This is a genomic window from Mesorhizobium sp. KACC 23794 (assembly GCF_052180275.1).
In the GTDB taxonomy this organism is placed as follows: domain Bacteria; phylum Pseudomonadota; class Alphaproteobacteria; order Rhizobiales; family Rhizobiaceae; genus Kumtagia.
In genome coordinates this window covers 839,837-858,783 of the sequence record NZ_CP197465.1, presented here as the reverse complement: position 1 = coordinate 858,783, position 18,947 = coordinate 839,837, and the positions used below count along the sequence as shown (strand labels likewise).

The following is an 18,947-nucleotide window of genomic DNA, read 5'->3' as shown; positions in this document are numbered from 1 at the left end:
CAGCCGGAAGCCCGTCGGCCTCAGCGAAGTCGGGAAAGCAGCGCGCCCGAGATACGCGCAAAGAACCGCGCGGGCAGGCGCTTCTTGTCCTGCAGCACGAAGCCCTTGTAGCTCGGATCTCCGAAAAGCTCTTCCATCGCGCCGCTCATACCAAGCTTTTGACGCGGCGGCAATTGTCGGTCATTTCTGCGATGGTCATAGCAAGAGCTGATCCAGTGTCGTTGCGCACCAGCCTGCCGAGTGACATCGTAGGATATCGTTATCGGGAAAGCTGTTGGTATGGGCGTTGACTACCATGTCGCGGTTCATGCGTCGGATTGGCCGACGCCCGCTGCAATCAACCGATGCCTCGGTGAGTTGCACTATCCGATAGTGATCGCCGTCGTTCCCGGCGCGATGGACAAGCCTTTGACAGAAGCGCCAGGCGTCGGCGGATTCGTCGTTACGTTTGAAGGCAAGCCGGTCGAGCTTGAAGTCAGTGTCACACGACTTGGTCCCGATTCTCCCTATGCGTTTACCATCAACCCCGAACTCTTAAAACAACAGGAAACACATCCAGACGGAACGGGACACTTCATAGCGCGACCCACCGGGATGCAAGACTTCGTACCGAGAAACCTTAATGCCGACCTGAGTGAGTTGGGCGTCTCCACTCCCGACTACGGCGACGGGGATTATGTCATCAACCTAACATTCCGCTCGGACGTACTGCCGTGGCGGGCCGGATGGTTTCTGATGGCGGGCATGATCAAATGCGCGAACGGTTTGGGGTTTGAGTTTGGGGACGGATTCCATGGACGAGCAAAGTACGCGGATTGGCTGGCAAAAAAAGCTGCCGATCCGGACTACTGGAAATAGCGGACGCCGCAAGCACCCGACCATCTTGGAACGTTGAGCGCTCGTTCAGGCCAGCGAGCCCTTAGCCTTTGGCGGGCTTCATCTTCGATAGATCGTTCTCCTTCGCCCGCTTGGCCGACCCGCGTTCCTCCTCCGGCAACTCGAAATCCTCGCCCTGGTTCATATCCATCCGGCTTTCGACGGTGTAGAGCATCACCAGCACGATCAGCGCCAGCAGCGTCGAGAACAGCGCGATCTGCCAGAGGCCGAGACCGCAGGCCACGCCGATGGCGCCGGCCAGCCACATGCCGGCGCCCGTCGTCAGCCCGTGCACCTGCCCGCGCGTAAAAATGACGACGCCGGCGGCGAGGAACGCCACGCCGGCCGTCACCGCCTCGACGATACGGATCGGATCGACCTTCACCGCATCCTTGAGCACGTCGGTGGTGAACATCGGCGCGTGGATGATCTCGATGGTCAGGATGGCGAAGGTCGCCGAGGCCACGCAGACGAGGATATGGGTGCGCAGCCCCGCCGGCCGGTTGCGCCATTCGCGCTCGAAACCGATCGCCGCGCCGAAAATCGTCGCCAGCAGCAAGCGCGCGGCGATCACCGGGAACGACGTGTAGGTCGGATGGCCAAATTCCTCGACGAGCTGTTCCATGGAACTCCCTCAAGCGCTGGCCGCTAACGCGGCGGCATCGGCGAGGTTCCGAACACAAAGCTTCAATCATCATCCCATTCACCGAGATCGAAGAACTTCGAACCCGGACACGTACAATGATCATGCAATTCTGCCGCAGCTCGGCGGGCAGAACTCAGACTTCGGCCAAAAACTTCCGCGCACCCACCGCAATGTGGGCAAGAAATTCGCAAGCTATCCACCGATCCATAGTCGCCATCCAGCTCAATTTCTTCGAACTCTACCTCTATGCGCATTGACGGATTCCTGGGGTCCCTCTCTAGAGTGCGATTTCAACACACCTTGAACACGAACGCCTTCACCACCGCGTCAGGCTCGGCGATCGCATAGCACCGGAACCAGGGGCTTTCCTCGACCGGCCGCCATTTGCCGTTGCGTTCCAGTTCGTCGAACACGGAGCGAAAGCCACCCTTCTCGAAAACCTGGTCGCGCACCGTGAAGATCGCGTGGCCATCCTTTCGCGTGATGCGCACGAGGTCGTGCAGACCCGAGGCCGGCGCATGGCCCATCGTGAACACGCCGGTCGAGAAGAAGGCGCGGAAATGGCCGTCCGGCCACGGCAGTGGGCCACCGAGGGCAGCCTCGCGCAGATCGTTGTAGCTGCCGCGCGAGCCCGCAATCTTCAGCATGTCCGGCGACAGGTCGAGACCGGCCAGGTTGGCGTAGCCAAGCGCCTTGAGCTGGGGACCGGAGAGCCCGGTGCCGCAACCGGCGTCGAGCAAAGGACCTTCGCCCGCAGGCACGTAGCGCGTCACCCAGGCCGGGATGAGGAACGGCAGGAGGTAGCCCAGCGCCGCGGTTTCGCCGTCATACGTCGCTGCCCAGGCCGCATAGGCTTGCGCCAGCGCCTCCGGCGTTCCGGCGGTGTAGACGGTTTCCAACGCGGCCGCCGCCTTGTCCGAAGTGCTCACCCGCCTGCCTCCCCGATCGATGTTTTCGGAAAACTGGCAGGACACGGCCGCCACGGCAAGCGAAACAGGCCGGAAGGTATGAGCGAGACTGTTAAAGGGATGCGTCCGATGCCCGCCAAGGCGAACGCCAGCCGGCCAAACGGTCAGATGCGGCCCATCAGCAGCAGGACCAGCAGGACCAGCAGAACGACGCCGACGATGCCGGAAGGACCATAACCCCAGGCGCGCGAATGCGGCCAGGCCGGCACGGCGCCGATCACGATAAGGATCAGGATGATGATGAGGATGGTCGTCAGCGTCATTGCAGCCCTCCGGGTTGATTAGCCGAATGGCAGGACAATGCGCGGATGAACCTCAAGGTTCCGCAGGCAGACTACCGGGCTGGAGTTACCGGTTGGTCTTCTTGCTGTTGAGTTCAAGATTCTTCTTGTAGTCGATGGCGAACAGGGCCTGATCGAGCTTCACGTCCTGCTTGACGTTGAAGATCATCACGGTCGTGTCCTTGCCCTGCGCGTCGGTGATCGTCCATTCCTTGAGTTCGTAGTTGGCCGGATCGAACTTCATGGTGATCTTGGAATTGCCGAAGGCCGATTTGTCGACCAGTTGGATCACCGTCTGGTCCGGCTCCTCCTTGACGCTGCGCACCTTGTTGCCGGAGAGGTCGATGCGGTCGTCGAGCAGCAGCTTCAGGGGCGTCTTGGACAGCGGATAGAGGTCCATCGTCTTCATCTTCGGGTTTTCCAGGACGACCGAATCGCCGTCGGAGATCACCTTGAAGCCGGCGCTGCCGTCATAGTTGAAGCGGATCTTTCCGGGCCGCTGGATGTAGAATTTCCCGCCCGTTTGCCTGCCGCGCGCGTCGAACTGCACGAACTCGCCGCTCATCGAGCGGATCGAGGCGAAATGGTCGGCGATCTTCTGCGCCGTCGCGGAAGCCTCGGCAGCGGCCGGCGCCGTCATGCCGGTCAGCAGCGACAGGCCGGCAACGGCCGCAAGGCCGAGCGCCATGCCGATCACGCCGCGCCGCGTCTTCGTCGCGCCGGCATTCGTCGTGGGGGCCTTGGTCATTTTTCTCACCCGGGAATCGCGTTCTTCGTTGGCGTCCAACTAGGAATGTAGTTGGGCTTTAGTTTGGCGGTGACAAGGGCCGAGCGTGCGGCGGCCTCACATCTTGTCCTCTTCCGTCGGCACCAGAATCTCGCGTTTCCCCGCATGGTTGGCCGCGCCGACGATGCCTTCCTTCTCCATCTTCTCGATGATCGAGGCGGCCTTGTTGTAGCCCACGCCGAGACGTCGCTGGATGTAGCTGGTCGAGGCTTTTCCGTCGCGCAGCACGATCGCCACGGCCTGGTCGTACGGATCGTCCGAATCCTCGAAGTTGCCGCCTCCGCCGCCGGACCCGCCCTTCGCGGCCGGTTCTTCGTCATCCACCTCGTCATCGGCGGTGATGGCGTCGAGATATTCCGGCGCGCCCTGCAGCTTGAGGTGGTTGACCACCTTCTCGACCTCGTCGTCGGAGACGAACGGTCCGTGGACGCGCTGGATGCGGCCGCCGCCGGCCATGTAGAGCATGTCGCCCATGCCGAGCAGTTGTTCCGCGCCCTGCTCGCCCAGGATCGTGCGGCTGTCGATCTTGGACGTGACCTGGAAGGAGATGCGGGTCGGGAAGTTGGCCTTGATCGTGCCGGTGATGACGTCGACCGACGGCCGCTGCGTCGCCATGATGACGTGGATGCCGGCGGCGCGCGCCATCTGGCCGAGCCGCTGCACCGCGCCCTCGATGTCCTTGCCGGCCACCATCATCAGATCGGCCACCTCGTCGATGATGACGACAATGAAGGGCAGCGGCGCCAGATCCAGCTCTTCCGTCTCGTAGATCGCCTCGCCGGTCTCGCGGTCGAAGCCGGTCTGCACGGTGCGCGAGATTTTTTCGCCCTTTTCCATCGACTGGGCGACGCGGGCGTTGAAACCGTCAATGTTGCGCACGCCGACCTTGGCCATCTTGCGGTAGCGGTCTTCCATCTCCCGCACCGTCCATTTCAGCGCCACCACCGCCTTCTTCGGATCGGTGACGACCGGCGTCAGGAGGTGCGGGATGCCCGAGTAGACGGAGAGTTCGACCATCTTGGGGTCGATCATGATCAGCCGGCATTGCTCCGGCTTCAGCCGGTAGAGCAGCGACAGCACCATGGTGTTGATGGCCACCGACTTGCCGGATCCGGTCGTGCCTGCCACCAGAACGTGCGGCATCTTGGCGATGTCGGTGATAACAGCCTCGCCGTTGATCGTCTTGCCCAGCGCCAGCGCCAGCTTCGCCTTGCTCGTCTCGAAATCCTTGCTGGCCAACAGTTCGCGCAGGTAGACGGTTTCGCGCTTCAGATTGGGCAGTTCGATGCCGATGGCGTTGCGGCCGGGCACCACCGCGACGCGGCAGGCAATCGCGCTCATCGAGCGGGCGATGTCGTCGGCAAGGCCGATGACGCGCGACGATTTGATGCCGGGCGCCGGTTCCAGTTCGTAGAGCGTCACCACCGGACCGGGGCGCACATGGATGATCTCGCCCTTGACGCCGAAATCCTCCAGCACGCCTTCCAGCATGCGGGCGTTCTGCTCCAACGCATCCTTGGAAAGGGTCGCGTCGCGCGCCACGCTCTTCGGTTCGGAGAGGAAGAACAGCGACGGCATCTCGAAATTGTCGGCGCCGATCATCGAGGTCTGCGCCTCGCGCTTCACGCGGGCGCCGGGGACGGGGCGCGGCGCCGGCGCCTCGACGCGGCTGGGCATGGTCGGCGCAACCGGCGCGCCGGACGGATTCGAGCGGAAAGGCTGGACATGCGCCGGCTGCGCGCGTTCCGCCGGGCGGATCGGCTCCAGTTCCTCGTCGTCCTCGAATTCGTCCTCCTCGGCCGCCTGCGCCGGTGGGACGCGGCTGTCGGCGGCGACCATCGCCGCGAAGAATTCCGGCTCGACGCGCGCCCGCCCCGCTGGGCTGACGCGGGCTTCGGCGCGTTCCGCGAATTCGACGCGCTCGGCGGCTTCGCGCCAGCCGCGCGACGGCGCCGGCAGATCGTAGTCGTCGTCGTCCTTGCGGGCCGGGCGGCGGGCCAGCCGGCGGCGCACGAAGGCACGGGCCGACAGCCACCAATGGGTGATCGCGCCGAGCGCCAATATGCCCTCGCTCTCTTCCTCGTCCTCGAAATTGGCGTCGTCGAGTTGCGGCGCCTCCTGCGCCGGCCGCTCGGCCTCGGCCGGCATCGGCCGCCGGAACAGCAGGCCGCAGCCGAATGCAGCAAGGCCGAGCGCCGGCAGCGCAAGCGCGCCGGCCAGGCTCATGGCGACAAGCCCGCTCGGATAATGGCCGATGATGAGCGCCGGGATCTTCAGCACGATGTCGCCGAAGACGCCGCCAAGGCCGGACGGCAGCGGCCAGGTGTCCGGCGGCACGACGCAGCCGGCCACGCCCGCAAACAGCAGCGACGCGCCAAACCAGGCGGCGGCGCGCTTGAGCTTGCGGTCGATGCCATGGGCAGTGAGGAAGAGGATGGCCCACACCACGGCGGGCGCAAGGGCGGCTACCGCCGACAGGCCGTAGAACTGCATGGCAAGGTCGGAGAAGGCCGCCCCGGCATAACCCATGGCGTTGGTGATCGGGTTGTCGGTGGCGTGGCTGAAGCTGGGGTCGGCGACGTTCCATGTGCCAAGGCTCGCCAAGGCGAAAGCGATGCCGGCGAAGATGCCGATACCGATCAGCCGCCCGACCTGGCGGCGCAGGAAAGCGCCGATGCCGGTGCCTGTATCGGAAAGCGCGAGCGGCGCGGCAGCCCCAGAACGCATGCGGAAATCCTCGCGGTCGTTTTCACTACGGCCGGCACGCGTGGAACGCGATGCCGGCAGAATCGACCGTGAGACTAGGCGGCGAGGGTTAAAGGGGCTTTAACCATGTGGCGGCTTGATGCCGTCGCATCAGGTTACCGGCACCTCAAGCAAAAGAAACGCACCGGGTCGAACGATGCGCGATCGATCCGTTCAATGGATCAGATCGACTCAAAACTGGCGGTGGTGAGCGCCGGAACCCCGATCAATACCGCCAGCTTGACCGTAGCTGCCGAACCGGCCCCATCGGAATCGTAAAAAAGCTCGCCGGTGGTGCTGTAGTAGATGAGGCGGTCGTCCGCGTCCTCGGCCAATCCGGTGGAATTGACCCGGAATGCCGACTCTTCAAGCACGCCCTCCGTGAACAGCAGGGGGAAGATCGTAAAGCGGAGCGCCATCGTGTCGCCGTCCGAGGCACTGAAATCCGCGATGGTGTCGAAACTGCCGGATCTGTCATTGAACACGAAAGTATCCGCGCCGCCACGGCCATACAACGTATCACTTCCCTGCAAACCCCATAGAACGTCGTCGCCTCCGCCACCGTCCAGGACATTGGCGGCGCCATTGCCAGTAATCGTCTGCCCGAAATCGCTGCCGGTCAGATTCACAGGGCTTCGAATCCGGGTTAACGGGTTAGGTGGCCGAGGATAGAGGCGAGGTAGTCTGCGTCCCATCCCGCGACCTTGCGGCGGCGCTTGATGGCTCTGTTGTCCTTCATGGCTCTGACGAGGTTGATGGCGAAGTGACGGACAATGGCCATGTTGTGTGCGCCATGGCCCTTGCGCAACCTCGACTGGTCGTCCTTGAAGACGACGTCGAGGGTCCAGTGCAGGGCGTTCTCCACCAACCAGTGGCCACGCACGGCGTGCGCGGCCCGCTCGGCGGAGAGCGTGGCCGAAGAGATATAGTAACGGGTCTCGAAGCGGCACCTGTCCTTGAGTTCGGCGCGCGAACTGACACGAATGATGGTCGTCGCGCCTGGCAGGCGCAGTTCGCCGGGGAAGCGTCTGTCTCCGGAAAGCCAATCGGTCTCGCGTGAGACGGTGACGGAGCGTTCCTCGATGCGGCCGTGGCCTTTGTCGAGGTCGTGGGAGTTGTCGAGCGTTTCATCGGGCGCGTCGTTGAAATAGCGTTCGATGTCGCGGCGCAGCGTTGGCTGGTTGGCCTTGACGGCGAGCAGATAGTCGGCCCCGGCATCGCGGACCGCCGTGGCGATGGTGGCATTGGTGGCGATGGCATCGATCGACACCAGCGCGCCTTTGAGGCCGTCATTTGCTGCCAACCGCTCCAGAAGCACCGGAATGGCGGTGGTTTCGTTCGACTTGTCGCAGACCGCCTCCTGGCCGAGCACCAGGCGCTGCGTGGTGGCGAAGGCGGAGACCAGATGCAGCGGCGCGCGGCCGATGCTGCGGTCGTGGCTGCGGCGCGAGGTCTTGCCGTCGATGGCGATGAAGTCGGGCTTGTCGGGCCAGGTCTCGCGCACCCATGCCGTGAAGCATTCCGAGAACAGGGCCGGATCGATACGGTTCATGAGGATGGTCAGCCAGCGGCCACCCGGCACGCCGTGATGATAGGGCAGGTAGCGACGCAGGAAATCCAGATGCGCCGCACCCCAGTCGGCGATCAGATCGTAGTCCTCGCAGTCGCAGATGGTGCCGCAGACCACAAGAAATAGGACCTCTGGCAGCGGGTGAGCCACGCGCCATGGCTCGCGCGGGTCTTCAATGTCGCCAAAATGATCAAGAAGCGACTTCAGGCGGGATTTTTCGAAACCCTCAAGGATCGCGACGGACATGCGATGCTCCGAATCAAGGAAGCACCCATGGAATCAGTCATTCCGCAACAGAGAAAGCGCGTTAACCCGAGTTCCAAGCCCTGGTCAGATTCAAGGCCTTATTGCCGGAGGCATTCGATGTCTTTATGACCTCGATTTGGACATTCGCGCTTAGCACGACATTTTGGGTCTGGGTTATGATCGTATCAAACCCGTTGCCCGCGGCCTCGATAAAGGTTTCGTTGCCGCGCGCATAATAGGTGTCGTCACCCTTGCCGCCGTCCAGCGTATCGCCGCCGCCATGGCCGTCCAGATGATCGTTTCCAGCGAGGCCGCTCAGCGTATTCTTGCTACTGTTCCCGTCGATACGGTTGTTGAGTTCGTTGCCCGTGCCGTCTATCGCGCCGGTGCCCAGCAGTTCGAGCCGTACGAAGAGACCGCTCCCCGCATCCGGAAGCGCGAACGTAAAGAAGCTGCTCACGCTATTGCCACCCACTGTGTCTTCCAGCACATTGTTGGTCGCCGACTGGATGACATAGTGGTCGTTGCCTTTCCCTCCTTTGGCGATTCCGCCATCGGTTCCCAGGTAAAGAATGTCGTCGCCCTCACCGCCGATCAGGATATCGTCGCCGGCGCCGCCAATCAGGGTGTCGTTGCCTGCTCCACCATCTAGCGTATAGGTCACGCCGGACTGGCCGGCGGTATAACTGAGCGTGTCGTTGCCACCGGAGCCCTTGATCGTCGTGGAATAACGGTTTCCGGTCAGTTCGATACTGTAGCCGATCGCCTGCAAGGTCTCGACCTGTGCGTTGGCGTCCAGAACGTAGGGGCTGACATCGCCCTGCCCGAGTTGGACCGTCACCACGTCATTGCCACCTCCGGCGCCCTCGACGATCGTCGTGCCCGCGTTGGTGACCAGATAATTGTCGTCTCCGCCCAGACCCCTCAGGACATCGGCCGATGAGTTGAAATAGGACGTTGTGGCGTGAAAATAGTTGTCGGTGATACGGGTGTTTCCGGCATTGCCGATGATCGTCTGCGACAGTTCGTTACCGCCGAGGTTGATGGCGGACTTGCTGCTGGAACTGTTGGTCGTCAATTGCTCGACCTCCACGCCCTGCGCCAGGTTGTAGGACACCGCCGCGATGACGCGATCGGTGCCCCCTCCTGCCGTCTCGATCACGACATCGGCGGCATTGTAGACACGATAGGTGTCGTTCCCATCGCGTCCGCGCAGGATATCGCCCTGATTGGAGACGTTCCGGCCGCCGGAACTCAATACATTGTCACCCGCGTTGCCGGTGATCTCCTGAAGCAGCTTGTTGCCTGTCAGATTGATTGCCGCGGTGCCCTTCGAGTTGGTGGTCGTCAGCAGTTCGACCTCGACCCCTTCCGCCAGGACATAGGAGACGCCTGCGGCGATACGGTCGGCGGTGCCCTCGCCCGCCGCCTCGAACACCTGCGTGTCGGAACTATAGATGCTGTAGATGTCGTTGCCGGCGGCGCCCTCGAACATGTCGCCCGCGCCGACAGAGCGGAATGTGTCCGCCGCGGCGGAGCCGAACACCAGGTCGGCAGCCGAGCTGCCGATATAGCTGGCGGCCGTATCAAAGAGTACGATGTTGAATTCGTGCTCGAACGCGCCGCCGCCTATATTGTCGTTGACGAAATAGCTCGCCGCCGTGTTGGCTCCCGGTGTCAGCGTCGCCACGAACTGCAGATCCATCGGCCGGTCAGCGGTCTGATAGAGATAGTCGTTGTAAGTTCCGATCGATGCGCCGATCTCCCCATCCCACAGATAATACCCAAGTTCCTCGTCGTAATAACCGGTCAGCCCATAATAGAGCGTCGCGGTTACTTGATCGCCGCTGCGGACAAGTGAAAACTCGGCGGAAACGCCGGAAACGAACTGGCTGACAAGCATGAAACCCTCCCAGGCTTTTTGCAAAGCTACCAGCCCGTAAGGCGTTCGACAACTATAGCGGGAAAGCAACAGATATAGCAACTTTGCAGAGCTTTTCTGTCAAGGCCGCTGATCATAAGCATCGGGAACGCTGGCGGCTTATCCCAATCGGCCGACGGATTTGATTCAAACCGGCCCGGCGCAATGAAGCCGAGCGGGTGCGACATGCTTTAAAGATCGAGGTCGGTCTTGTGGACGGCGCCTTGCGTTCCGGCCTCCGGATCTAACATCAGTTCTTGCGGTGTTTCGGCTAAAGACAGGCCGACGGCGCTCTCACGCACCAACCGCAAATGCCACCTTGCGGTCCGGGTGACTCGTTTCCCCGACCGACCCCGACGGGCAGCTTTCGGGCGGACAATCTTCGGAAGGCCGGCGGCCAGCCGCCAAACAATCAAGGCCTTCTCGCCATGCTAAGCGACCCGCGACGTGCCCTCGCCATGCGCCTCGGCGTCGTACATCACCGTGCGGTTGCGGCCGGCGCGCTTGGCTGCATAGAGCGCCACGTCCGCCTTGTGCGCGGCGGTGTCGAGGTTTTCGTCGCCGCCGACCAGATGGCCGCCGATGCTGGTGGTGATCCGCAGCTTCGCGCCGTCGGACAGCACAACCGGCTGCGCCCGCAAGGCTTCCATAATGCGCGCCGATAGCTCGGCGAGCGTTTCTGCGGTACAGTCGGCGACCAGCACCACGAACTCGTCGCCGCCCCAGCGGGCGCAGAGGTCCCCCTTGCGCACCACCGCCGTCAGGCGCTTCGCCACCTCGCAGATGACAGCGTCGCCGATGCTGTGGCCGCGCCCGTCGTTGATGGCCTTGAAGCGGTCGACGTCAAGCAGGAGCAGGCCGAGCCGCATCTGCTGCGCCGCGCATTCCGCCGCGCGCGGGCCGAACGCCTCCGCGAAGCCGCGCCGGTTGAGGATGCCGGTCATCGGATCGAGATAGGCGATCTGGCGCAACTGCTCCGTGCGTTCCTGCACCGCCGCTTCCAGCGTCGCCGTGTTGTCGCGCACCGAGGCGGCCATGCGCGTCAGCGCGTTGGCGAGGCGGCCGATCTCGTCCTTGCGGCCCTCGTCGACTTCGGTCGGGAAATCGCCGGCTTCCACCTGCGCCAGCGCCGCTTCCGCCTTGCCGAGCCGATCGAGCACGGCGCGCTTGAACAGCAGCGTCATCAGCCCGGCCGCCACCACCATGACCAGCGCCAGCAGCAGGCCGATCGGCACGAACAGGCTGCGGTCGATGATCTTGTCGACGTCCATGAAGGTGACGTTGTACCAGCCCAGTTGGTCGAGATAGCCGACGCCGACCAGCATCCGCTGCCCCGCCACCTGGACGAAGCGAGCCTCAACCTTGCCGTCGCGCTCGGAGACGCTGCGCAGCATCTCGGCGAGGCTCGCGCGATCGTCGTCGCTGTCGACCATCTGGAACACGGTCTTCTTTTTGCCGGCCTCCTTGGTCAGGCTGTGGAAGTCGATCTTGCTTGCGTCGCGCACGGCCTGAACCGCACCGAAACGGTCGACGAACATTGTCTCGATGCCGGCTTGGTCGGAGTTGACGACCTCGTGGATGAAGGCGGTCAGGTCGATCCCGGTGCCCAGAATCCCCAGGGTCCGGCCGGCCTCGCCGATCACGCAATTGATCCAGACCTTCGTTACCCGGAGATTGTCGTCATGGTCGACGTTGAGCTGGCACCCGTCCCCCAGCGCCGCCGTCTTGTAGTACCAGCCGTCGCGCGGATTGCCGGGATCCAGTCTGTAGCGCGGCTGCGTGCCGTCGAACTCGTCCTGGCGGTCATTGAAATAATAGTTGCCCGAGCCGCCGATGGCCAGGAAGTAGCTGCGGTCGCGGAAGGCGAGACGGAAATGCTCCAGCTCGGCGACGCCGCGCGCCCGCTTCTCCGGATCGTCCTCGTCCGCCGTCCAGGCGAGGACCGCCGGCGAGCGCGACAGTGTCTCGGCCAGCGCCACCTCGCGCATCAGCGCCTCCAGCCCGCGCGAGCGGTCGTAGAGCACCTGCTTTTCGGCAAACAGCGTGCCGAGCTTGACGATGGTGGAATTGACCAGCCAGTTGAACGACAGCGCCGCCGGTATCGCGACCGCCACGAAGGCTGCGAGCACCAGCAGCAGCACGCGCAGACGCAGGCTCCGGGCGAGGCCGACGCGAAAACTGCGCAGTCTGCTGTCCAGCATGGATGGTCGATCCCGCGAAATGCCGCATGGGTGGCCGGCATCGCACAGGAATACCGGCCACTCGTATACGAGGTGTTAAACTATCGTCATGCGTGTGGCCAGTTGCCTCGATCACGAGCGCTGTCCACAGCAAAGAAACGCCGGGCTCAAGGGCCCGGCGTCGCCTATGTTTAGTTTATGAAATCCGGCTGTCAGCGAACCACATAGACGATCTGGCGGGTGGCCGGCTCGACCAGCACCTCCTGCCCGTTCACATTGACGTAGCTGTATTTGTAGTCCGGGATTTCACGGATTTGCACGGTGTCCGGCACCTTGGCGCCCACCACCACCTCACCGTCGAGATAGACCGGCTCCAGCCGGTTGTCGGCCACGTAGGTGCGAACCTGCGCCGGCGGTTCGGCGATCTCGCCGACTGTGCCGCCAATCGTCGTGCCGGCCACACCGCCGATCAGCGCCCCGACCGGTCCGCCGACGATCGCGCCGGCCACGGCTCCGGTGGTGCCGCCAACGATGGCGCCGGCCGTACCGGTGTCGGGTGGCTCGATCACCGCCACGGTGGAATTGGCCGGGCGCTGGCTGAGCACTACGGTCTGTCCGCCGAAATCGCCGGTGAGGTAGTCGGCATAGACCCAGCCTTCATCGACCGAGCACCATTTGCCGTTGGCCAGGCATCCCTTGATCGTCGTGTCCTGGCCGGCAGCCAGCACACCGACCACCGGATATTGGGATCCAGGACCGGCACGCACATTGAGTTCGGTGGTGGCCTGCACGGGTGTCTGCGCCAGGGCGGCTCCACCGAGTGCCAGCGTCGTAGCGGCTGCGGCAAGCATCGTGAGCTTGTTCATGATAATTCTCCATCGTTGAGCTTCCCTCAGGGTCGCAACGATGTGCGTCAGCCACGGGTTCCCGCATCGGCGCGAATGCCCCGATGACGTTTTGTTACCGCCCTCACGCCGCAGCGCAAGAAGCCGGCGCGGGCTGCACGGCCAGGTGTTTGCTTGCCAGCAATTCGTGCACGAAGCGCAGCTTGTCGGCGGTCGGCGGCGAGATCACGAACGGATAGAGGTCGGGCAGGCCCATGCAGCGGTTGATCGAGTTGGAGGCTTCCGACAGCACCAGCCAGCGTTCCAGCACCTTGTCGAAGCTGGCCGTCCCCTGTTCGTCTCCGCCGGCCGCCGGGCCGCCGCCCGTATCGGTCCGGCTGAGTTCGTTGGCATCGACCGTCTCCAGCTGGCCCAGGCGCATGTTGAGCGACTGCACCATCTCCAGCGTGTCGCTGATGTGCAGGTAGTGCGCCCAGGTCTCGGCCCAGTCTTCCCAAGGGTGACTCGCCGCATAGGCGGAGATGTGGCTGGCCTGCCAGTCCGGCGGAGCGCCATTGGCGTAATGCGCTTTCAGCGCCTCCTCGTAGTCGGCGGTCTCGTCGCCGAACAGCGCGCGAAAGGCGTTCAGCCACACCGGATCGTCGCGGACCAGCCGGTCCCAGTAATAATGGCCGAGTTCGTGACGGAAATGCCCGAGCAGCGTGCGATACTGCTCCCGCATCTCGGCGCGCATCTTCTCGCGCTCGGCGGAATCGGCCTCGGCCACGTTCAAGGTGATCAGGCCATTGTCATGGCCGGTCAGGATGCGCTCGCCGCCCGGCCCGCCGCCCGTCGGGTCCGCCAGGAAATCGAAGGCGAGCCCCACTTCGTCCTCCGGGTTGAGTTTCGGCCCGACCGGCAGTCCGAAGGCGAGCAGCGTATAGATCGCGCGCTTCTTCGCCGCCTCCACCCGCGTCCAGCGCCGCCGGTTACCGTCGATCGACAGGTCGGGAATGATCTTGTTGAGCGCGCAAGCGCGGCAGAATGGCTGGTCTGCCTGGCCGATCCAGTTGCAGTCGCATTCGGCGGCATTGACGCACTGGAAGGCATTATCGCCTCCCGCCACCTCGAATTCGGCGCGCTCGGGATTGTAGAGAACCAGCGTGCCACAGGCGAGGCACTGCGCGTTCTCGAAATACAGGCGCTGGCTGCACTGCGGGCAAGTGAAAAGCTTCATGACGGATCTGCTTCGGATCGGGCTGGGGCGGCGCTCAACGCAATGGCCGATGCTTGGTTCCGGCGCCTCATTTCGCCGCGAGATGGGTCACGACCTGCCGTGCCACGGCCTCGCCGGAAAGCCGGGCGCCGCCGCAGGTCTGGATCAGCGGCCCGGCCAGGTGTTCGCCGGCGAAGAAGATGCGCTCCGCCACCGGCTGCATCAGCGTGGCGCGGGCGCCGGATTTGCCCGGGCGGGCGGCGGCATAGGCGCCACGCACGAACCGCTCGCCGCCCCAATTCGTCATGGTCGCCCGGCCGACATGTTTGCGAAGATCGTTTCCGAAGATGCCGCACAGGCGGTCGGTGACGAAATCGACGCCGGCCGCCACGCCGGCTGCCGACATTTCCCAGGCAAAATCGCCCCCTACGAAACCCACCATCAGGTCGGTATCGAAGGGAAAACAGAGGAAGTAGATGTCATGGCGGGCATGCCGCTCGATCAGCAGGTCCTCGAATGGTGCGAGGCCGAGCCGCGTGCCCCTGATCTCGATCGGCAGCTTGGTCAGCATGCCCATCGGCAAGTCGAAGAAGGACTGCATGTGCGCGGCCGGCAGGTGCGGGCTGAATTCGATCTCCTCGAAGGCCAGCACTGCCGGGGAGGCCGTGACGATCACAGCCCTGGCGCGAACCGTTCCCCCGTCGGTGACGCAAGCCACGCCGCCGGGCACATCCCAAAGAATCTTTCGCACCGGCGCAGCAAGCTCGACCGGCACATCTTCGCCGAACCGCGCAACAAGTGCGCCAAACCCTTCAAGACTGTAGTAGTTGGGGTCCAGGTCGGCGGCGGCGCGAAAATCCTCGATCGAGATCTCGTCGAAATCCTTGCCGAAATCCATCGGCCCGGCAAAGGTCGCCGCGGCGCGCGGCGCGTGTCCCGAGGCGAGCAGCGACGACACGCGGTCGTCGGTGCCTGCCCATTGCCCGACCAGGTTCGCCAGTTGCCGGTCGGCCAGCTTCATGTCGGCCTCGTCGGCTTCCGACGCCTTGCTCGCCCCGAAATACAGATGATCGACATTCATGTCGTGGTGATGCAGCGTCCAGCCTGCGGCCTCGGCTTCCACGAAATAGGGGTTCCGGTTGGCGGCATGCAGCCAGGCGCAGCCTATGTCAAAGGGAATGCCGAAATGTTCGGTGGAGGTGAAAGCCCGGCCGCCGATGCGGTCCATCGCCTCGAACACCTTGAAGGTCAAACCGGCGTCGCTAAGAACTTTCGCTGCCGCCAGCCCGGAAGAACCGGCGCCGACCACCACGACGTCCACATCTTCCATGGCCTATTCCACCCCTTGCCACACAATATACTTGATCGTAGGGAAATTCCCCGAAACTGGCCAGCGGCTCGGCCGATATAGGCTAGAAGCTTCGGTGACAGGGCGGCGATTCGCTGGCATTGTCGCCAAACGTGTTTCAGGCAACCAGGAGATGAGGATGGCATTGATTGCCAAGGGACTGAGGCTTGCTATCGCGGCTTGCGCCATGGTCGGCCTTTCGGCCGTGGGCGCGCAGGCGGCGAGCTGCGGCAAGAACGCCGGCGGCTTCGAGGCGTGGAAGGCAGATTTTGCGCAGGAGGCCGCGGCCAACGGCGTAGGCTCCAAGGGTTTGGCCGCGCTCGCCAAGACCTCCTACGCCACCAAGACGATCTCGGTCGACCGGGCGATCCACAAGGCGTTCAGCGGGTCGGTCGATGCGTTCATGAAGCGGCGTGGCGGCGCGACGATCATCTCGAAAGGCCGCCAGCTCAAGAAGCAGAATGCGGCGCTGTTCGCCTCGATCGAGAAGAAGTATGGCGTGCCCGCGGGTCCGCTGCTCGCCATCTGGGGCATGGAAACCGGCTTCGGAGCCGCCATGGGCAACCAGAACACCGTCTCGGCGATCGTCACGCTGGCTTACGACTGCCGCCGTCCGGCCTTCTTCACGCCGCACGCGCTCGCCGCGCTCAAGCTCGTCGATCGCGGTGTGTTGAGCTCGAGTTCCGTCGGCGCGGCGCATGGCGAGATGGGTCATACGCAATTCCTGCCCGGCAACGCGCTGAAGTATGGCGTGGGCAACGGCAACCTGCGCGACAAGGCGACGGCGCTCGCCTCGACGGCGAACTTCCTGCGTGGCCACGGCTACAGCGGCGGGCCGGCTAGCGCCAATCCCGGCGCGATCGCAGGATGGAACTCGGCGTCGGTCTACCAGCAGGCCATCATCATCATGGCAGACGCCATCGACGGGAATTGATCGCCTTCCTCCTTCTCTTCATTCATAGGGAAGGAGGTCGTCAAACGCACCCCGGAGGCCGGCGGGTAGCCGACTTCCGACGAGATTGGCCGGCTAATCACACCATGAATAAGCTTAGGCCGTGGCTCACAAGCGACGACCGGCTATGCGCCACACCCTGAGAGCAACCGCTTCGGGCCTCCAGCCGCACCGGCGTCATTTGCTCAGATGACGTGACGTAAGTTTAGGAGTATCATCTTCCTTGGCGCGTTCTAGATAGGGAAACGGCCAACTCCGAAAGAGCGGGAGCTGTGCTCGTCGCAACGCGCCGGCAAACCTGACGCGAAGGAGGAGGTAATGCGCATCTATTCAAGCCGTGTGTTTATAGCAGCTACCGCCATCGCTTGGGCGTCCGCCGCGCCTGCGGCCGATATGAGCGATGAACAGCTGATCGAGAATGCGATTTCGGCAGCACCTGCGACTGTCGGGAAAAACGCCGCCGTCGTGAATTGGGAGATGAAGTCGCTCAGGAAGGGCACGAACGGGTTCACGTGCATTCCGGACGACCCCGCTACTCCCACCGACGACCCGATGTGCACGGATGAGAACGGGATGGCGTGGATGCACGCTATCATGTCCAAGAGCGAGCCGCCCAAGGGCAAGGTCGCTTTCGCCTATATGTTGAAGGGGGGCAGTGGCGCCAGCAATACCGACCCCTTTGCGACCGAGCCGCCGGCCGGGGCCAAATGGATTGAGGACGGTCCCCACGTAATGGTCATGAATTCCCCGGACATCATGGCCTTGTATCCCCATAAATGGGACCCGACACAGCCTTATGTCATGTTCCCCGACACGCCCTATGCGCACCTGATGATACCGGTCAAGTAGTCCAGGCAAGACCTGCCGCCTTGGCGCAGCGGCAGGTCACCTCGCAAAGAGGATATTTGATTGTTCAAGCTCACGGCCACAGCGTTGGCAGCTGTGCTTGTTGCGGGCGCGGCTCTGGCGCACAAAGAGGCGACCGGGATCATTGCCGAACGCATGTCGGCGATGAAGAACATGGGCAATGAGCTGAAGGCTATCGGAGACATGCTCGTGGGAAATGCGCCATTCGATGCAGCGGCGGTGGCCCAGCATGCAGCTGCGCTTCACGAAAATTGCCACCGGACCTCAACCTTGTTCCCGCCCGGCAGCATCGATCACCACAGCAGAGCCTTGCCGGCAATATGGGAAAAGCCGGACGCATTCAAAGAGGCGATGCAGCGGCTACACGGCGCGACAGAGACTTTTGTCGCGACGGCGACTCTCGGCGACAAAGTCGCGCTAACGGCTTCTTTTGAAAAGATCGGTACGATCTGCAGCGGCTGCCACGAGACGTTCCGGTCGCCCGAGCATTGACGCTCATATTGCTAGGCCGTGTGGACGAATTGCGGCGTGTTGAAGTTTGAGGATTCCTCGGTTGAAGCGGTTGTGATTCATGAGTTTCCGATTGATTCGGAGATCGGAAACCATGTCAACGCGGATGGACGAAGCAGATTGGGATCACACGTTGGAAGTATTTCGGGCCTGCCTGCCGCGGCGTGGACGCACGGCGTCGAACGACCGGCTTTTCCTGGAGGCGATACACTTCTTCACGCTTGAGAACGTGCGCTGGCGGGCGCTGCCGGATCGGTTCGGCCATTGGAACTCGGTGTGGAAACGCTTCGACCGGTTGAGCAAGGCGGGCGTGTTCGAGGCCTTCTTCGACACGCTGGCTTCGATGAGCGCATCGGCGCATCTCATCCAGATGTTCGATTCCACCGTGGTGCGCGCCCATGTCTCGGCGGCCGGCGCAAAGGGGGGCAGGAAGGTCAGGCGCTCGGTCGTTCCAGAGGCGGGTTCACGACGAAAATCCATGCCAAATCAGATGCATCGGGAGCCATGATCGGTTTCGACCTGACCGGAGGCGAGAAGGCTGACGCACCTCATTTTCCGATCCTGCTCGGCATCGGACCGGACATCACGCCGCGCGCCGCCATTGGCGACAAGGGATACTCCAGCAAAGCCAACCGCGCCGCCGCGAGAGCCAGAGGCATAGCCCCGGTCATCCCGCACAAGAGCAACGAGAAGGACAGGCCCGCCTACTTCGCCAAGGTGCTCTACAAGGCCCGAGCCCGTATCGAACAGGGCATCGGCCTCGTCAAACGCTTCAAGCGTGTCGCCCTGCGATGTGAGAAAACCGAACGAAACTATCGATCAATCGTCAGCTTCGCTGCTGGACTATGCTTGATCAAATTCGTCCACACAGCCTAGCCGGCTGGCCTGTTGGGTACGGGTTTTCGGTCCAAATCATGAAAGGATCTACGCAGGCCACTTTGTAGACTTCCCATCAACCTTATCCGAAAGACTGCGTTGAACGATCTCGATGGTTTGCGGTCAGCCCTGGT

At 63.2% G+C, this 18,947-nt stretch carries 18 protein-coding genes and 1 pseudogene; 6 read left to right on the top strand and 13 right to left on the bottom strand.

What is annotated here, in order from left to right; genetic code table 11:
• Positions 1-20 precede the first annotated feature (20 nt).
• Positions 21-149: a hypothetical protein gene (locus ACSBOB_RS04400; protein WP_396644447.1), complete on the bottom strand. Its 129-nt coding sequence runs from the start codon at positions 147-149 to the stop codon at positions 21-23.
• A gap of 130 nt (positions 150-279) precedes the next feature.
• Here ACSBOB_RS04400 and ACSBOB_RS04395 point away from each other — a divergent pair, with 130 nt between their 5' ends.
• Entirely contained in the window at positions 280-858 is a 579-nt protein-coding gene (locus ACSBOB_RS04395) for a hypothetical protein (RefSeq protein ID WP_442581248.1), read from the top strand.
• 61 nt (positions 859-919) lie between these two features.
• On the opposite strand, the gene ACSBOB_RS04390 is transcribed toward ACSBOB_RS04395, so the two are convergent.
• From ACSBOB_RS04390 to ACSBOB_RS04335, 12 genes are all read right to left on the bottom strand, one after another.
• Positions 920-1,501 (bottom strand): MgtC/SapB family protein, encoded by a 582-nt coding sequence (locus ACSBOB_RS04390; RefSeq protein WP_442581247.1) that lies wholly within the window; start codon positions 1,499-1,501, stop codon positions 920-922.
• Positions 1,502-1,812: 311 nt separating this feature from the next.
• Positions 1,813-2,451, bottom strand: coding sequence for a class I SAM-dependent DNA methyltransferase (locus ACSBOB_RS04385; protein ID WP_442581246.1), 639 nt, complete (start codon positions 2,449-2,451; stop codon positions 1,813-1,815).
• A 143-nt stretch (positions 2,452-2,594) separates the two neighbouring features.
• Entirely contained in the window at positions 2,595-2,753 is a 159-nt protein-coding gene (locus ACSBOB_RS04380; RefSeq protein WP_442581245.1) for a DUF3309 family protein, read from the bottom strand.
• 85 nt (positions 2,754-2,838) lie between these two features.
• Positions 2,839-3,519 (bottom strand): outer-membrane lipoprotein carrier protein LolA, encoded by a 681-nt coding sequence (locus ACSBOB_RS04375; RefSeq protein WP_442581244.1) that lies wholly within the window; start codon positions 3,517-3,519, stop codon positions 2,839-2,841.
• 96 nt (positions 3,520-3,615) lie between these two features.
• Positions 3,616-6,285, bottom strand: coding sequence for a DNA translocase FtsK 4TM domain-containing protein (locus ACSBOB_RS04370; protein WP_442581243.1), 2,670 nt, complete (start codon positions 6,283-6,285; stop codon positions 3,616-3,618).
• Between the two features lie 200 nt (positions 6,286-6,485).
• Positions 6,486-6,932 (bottom strand): hypothetical protein, encoded by a 447-nt coding sequence (locus ACSBOB_RS04365; RefSeq protein ID WP_442581242.1) that lies wholly within the window; start codon positions 6,930-6,932, stop codon positions 6,486-6,488.
• Positions 6,933-6,949: 17 nt separating this feature from the next.
• Positions 6,950-8,119, bottom strand: a complete 1,170-nt coding sequence (locus tag ACSBOB_RS04360; RefSeq protein WP_442581241.1) for an ISAs1 family transposase — start codon at positions 8,117-8,119, stop codon at positions 6,950-6,952.
• 61 nt (positions 8,120-8,180) lie between these two features.
• Positions 8,181-10,022 (bottom strand): calcium-binding protein, encoded by a 1,842-nt coding sequence (locus tag ACSBOB_RS04355; RefSeq protein WP_442581240.1) that lies wholly within the window; start codon positions 10,020-10,022, stop codon positions 8,181-8,183.
• 449 nt (positions 10,023-10,471) lie between these two features.
• Complete coding sequence (locus ACSBOB_RS04350) at positions 10,472-12,241, bottom strand: GGDEF domain-containing protein (RefSeq protein WP_442581239.1); 1,770 nt, start codon at positions 12,239-12,241, stop codon at positions 10,472-10,474.
• 191 nt (positions 12,242-12,432) lie between these two features.
• On the bottom strand, positions 12,433-13,086 hold the full coding sequence (locus tag ACSBOB_RS04345; RefSeq protein WP_442581238.1) for a DUF1236 domain-containing protein: 654 nt from the start codon (positions 13,084-13,086) through the stop codon (positions 12,433-12,435).
• Positions 13,087-13,189: 103 nt separating this feature from the next.
• The gene (locus ACSBOB_RS04340) at positions 13,190-14,281 is read right to left on the bottom strand and encodes a zinc-binding metallopeptidase family protein (protein WP_442581237.1); all 1,092 of its coding nucleotides are present in this window, start codon (positions 14,279-14,281) and stop codon (positions 13,190-13,192) included.
• A gap of 67 nt (positions 14,282-14,348) precedes the next feature.
• Entirely contained in the window at positions 14,349-15,590 is a 1,242-nt protein-coding gene (locus tag ACSBOB_RS04335) for a flavin monoamine oxidase family protein (protein ID WP_442581236.1), read from the bottom strand.
• A 157-nt stretch (positions 15,591-15,747) separates the two neighbouring features.
• Between ACSBOB_RS04335 and ACSBOB_RS04330 the strand changes: the two genes are divergently transcribed.
• From ACSBOB_RS04330 to ACSBOB_RS04310, 5 genes and pseudogenes are all read left to right on the top strand, one after another.
• On the top strand, positions 15,748-16,542 hold the full coding sequence (locus ACSBOB_RS04330; RefSeq protein ID WP_442581235.1) for a lytic murein transglycosylase: 795 nt from the start codon (positions 15,748-15,750) through the stop codon (positions 16,540-16,542).
• A 336-nt stretch (positions 16,543-16,878) separates the two neighbouring features.
• Positions 16,879-17,409 carry a hypothetical protein gene (locus ACSBOB_RS04325; RefSeq protein ID WP_442581234.1) on the top strand — a complete coding sequence of 177 codons (531 nt, stop codon included), beginning with the start codon at positions 16,879-16,881 and terminating at the stop codon, positions 17,407-17,409.
• Between the two features lie 60 nt (positions 17,410-17,469).
• Entirely contained in the window at positions 17,470-17,919 is a 450-nt protein-coding gene (locus ACSBOB_RS04320; RefSeq protein ID WP_442581233.1) for a c-type cytochrome, read from the top strand.
• A 79-nt stretch (positions 17,920-17,998) separates the two neighbouring features.
• Positions 17,999-18,202, top strand: a pseudogene (locus ACSBOB_RS04315) (hypothetical protein); the annotation flags it as partial.
• Between the two features lie 11 nt (positions 18,203-18,213).
• The gene (locus tag ACSBOB_RS04310; protein ID WP_442581232.1) at positions 18,214-18,813 is read left to right on the top strand and encodes an IS5 family transposase; all 600 of its coding nucleotides are present in this window, start codon (positions 18,214-18,216) and stop codon (positions 18,811-18,813) included.
• The last annotated feature ends 134 nt before the right edge of the window (positions 18,814-18,947 follow it).

Coding starts and splice junctions, on each gene's coding strand:
- ACSBOB_RS04335 (WP_442581236.1), bottom strand. CDS start 15,590: ATGGAAGATGTGGACGTCGTGGTGGTCGGCGCCGGTTCTTCCGGGCTG.
- ACSBOB_RS04350 (WP_442581239.1), bottom strand. CDS start 12,241: ATGCTGGACAGCAGACTGCGCAGTTTTCGCGTCGGCCTCGCCCGGAGC.
- ACSBOB_RS04345 (WP_442581238.1), bottom strand. CDS start 13,086: ATGAACAAGCTCACGATGCTTGCCGCAGCCGCTACGACGCTGGCACTC.
- ACSBOB_RS04370 (WP_442581243.1), bottom strand. CDS start 6,285: ATGCGTTCTGGGGCTGCCGCGCCGCTCGCGCTTTCCGATACAGGCACC.
- ACSBOB_RS04355 (WP_442581240.1), bottom strand. CDS start 10,022: ATGCTTGTCAGCCAGTTCGTTTCCGGCGTTTCCGCCGAGTTTTCACTT.
- ACSBOB_RS04340 (WP_442581237.1), bottom strand. CDS start 14,281: ATGAAGCTTTTCACTTGCCCGCAGTGCAGCCAGCGCCTGTATTTCGAG.
- ACSBOB_RS04400 (WP_396644447.1), bottom strand. CDS start 149: ATGAGCGGCGCGATGGAAGAGCTTTTCGGAGATCCGAGCTACAAGGGC.
- ACSBOB_RS04360 (WP_442581241.1), bottom strand. CDS start 8,119: ATGTCCGTCGCGATCCTTGAGGGTTTCGAAAAATCCCGCCTGAAGTCG.
- ACSBOB_RS04375 (WP_442581244.1), bottom strand. CDS start 3,519: ATGACCAAGGCCCCCACGACGAATGCCGGCGCGACGAAGACGCGGCGC.
- ACSBOB_RS04390 (WP_442581247.1), bottom strand. CDS start 1,501: ATGGAACAGCTCGTCGAGGAATTTGGCCATCCGACCTACACGTCGTTC.
- ACSBOB_RS04395 (WP_442581248.1), top strand. CDS start 280: ATGGGCGTTGACTACCATGTCGCGGTTCATGCGTCGGATTGGCCGACG.
- ACSBOB_RS04330 (WP_442581235.1), top strand. CDS start 15,748: ATGGCATTGATTGCCAAGGGACTGAGGCTTGCTATCGCGGCTTGCGCC.
- ACSBOB_RS04325 (WP_442581234.1), top strand. CDS start 16,879: ATGCGCATCTATTCAAGCCGTGTGTTTATAGCAGCTACCGCCATCGCT.
- ACSBOB_RS04380 (WP_442581245.1), bottom strand. CDS start 2,753: ATGACGCTGACGACCATCCTCATCATCATCCTGATCCTTATCGTGATC.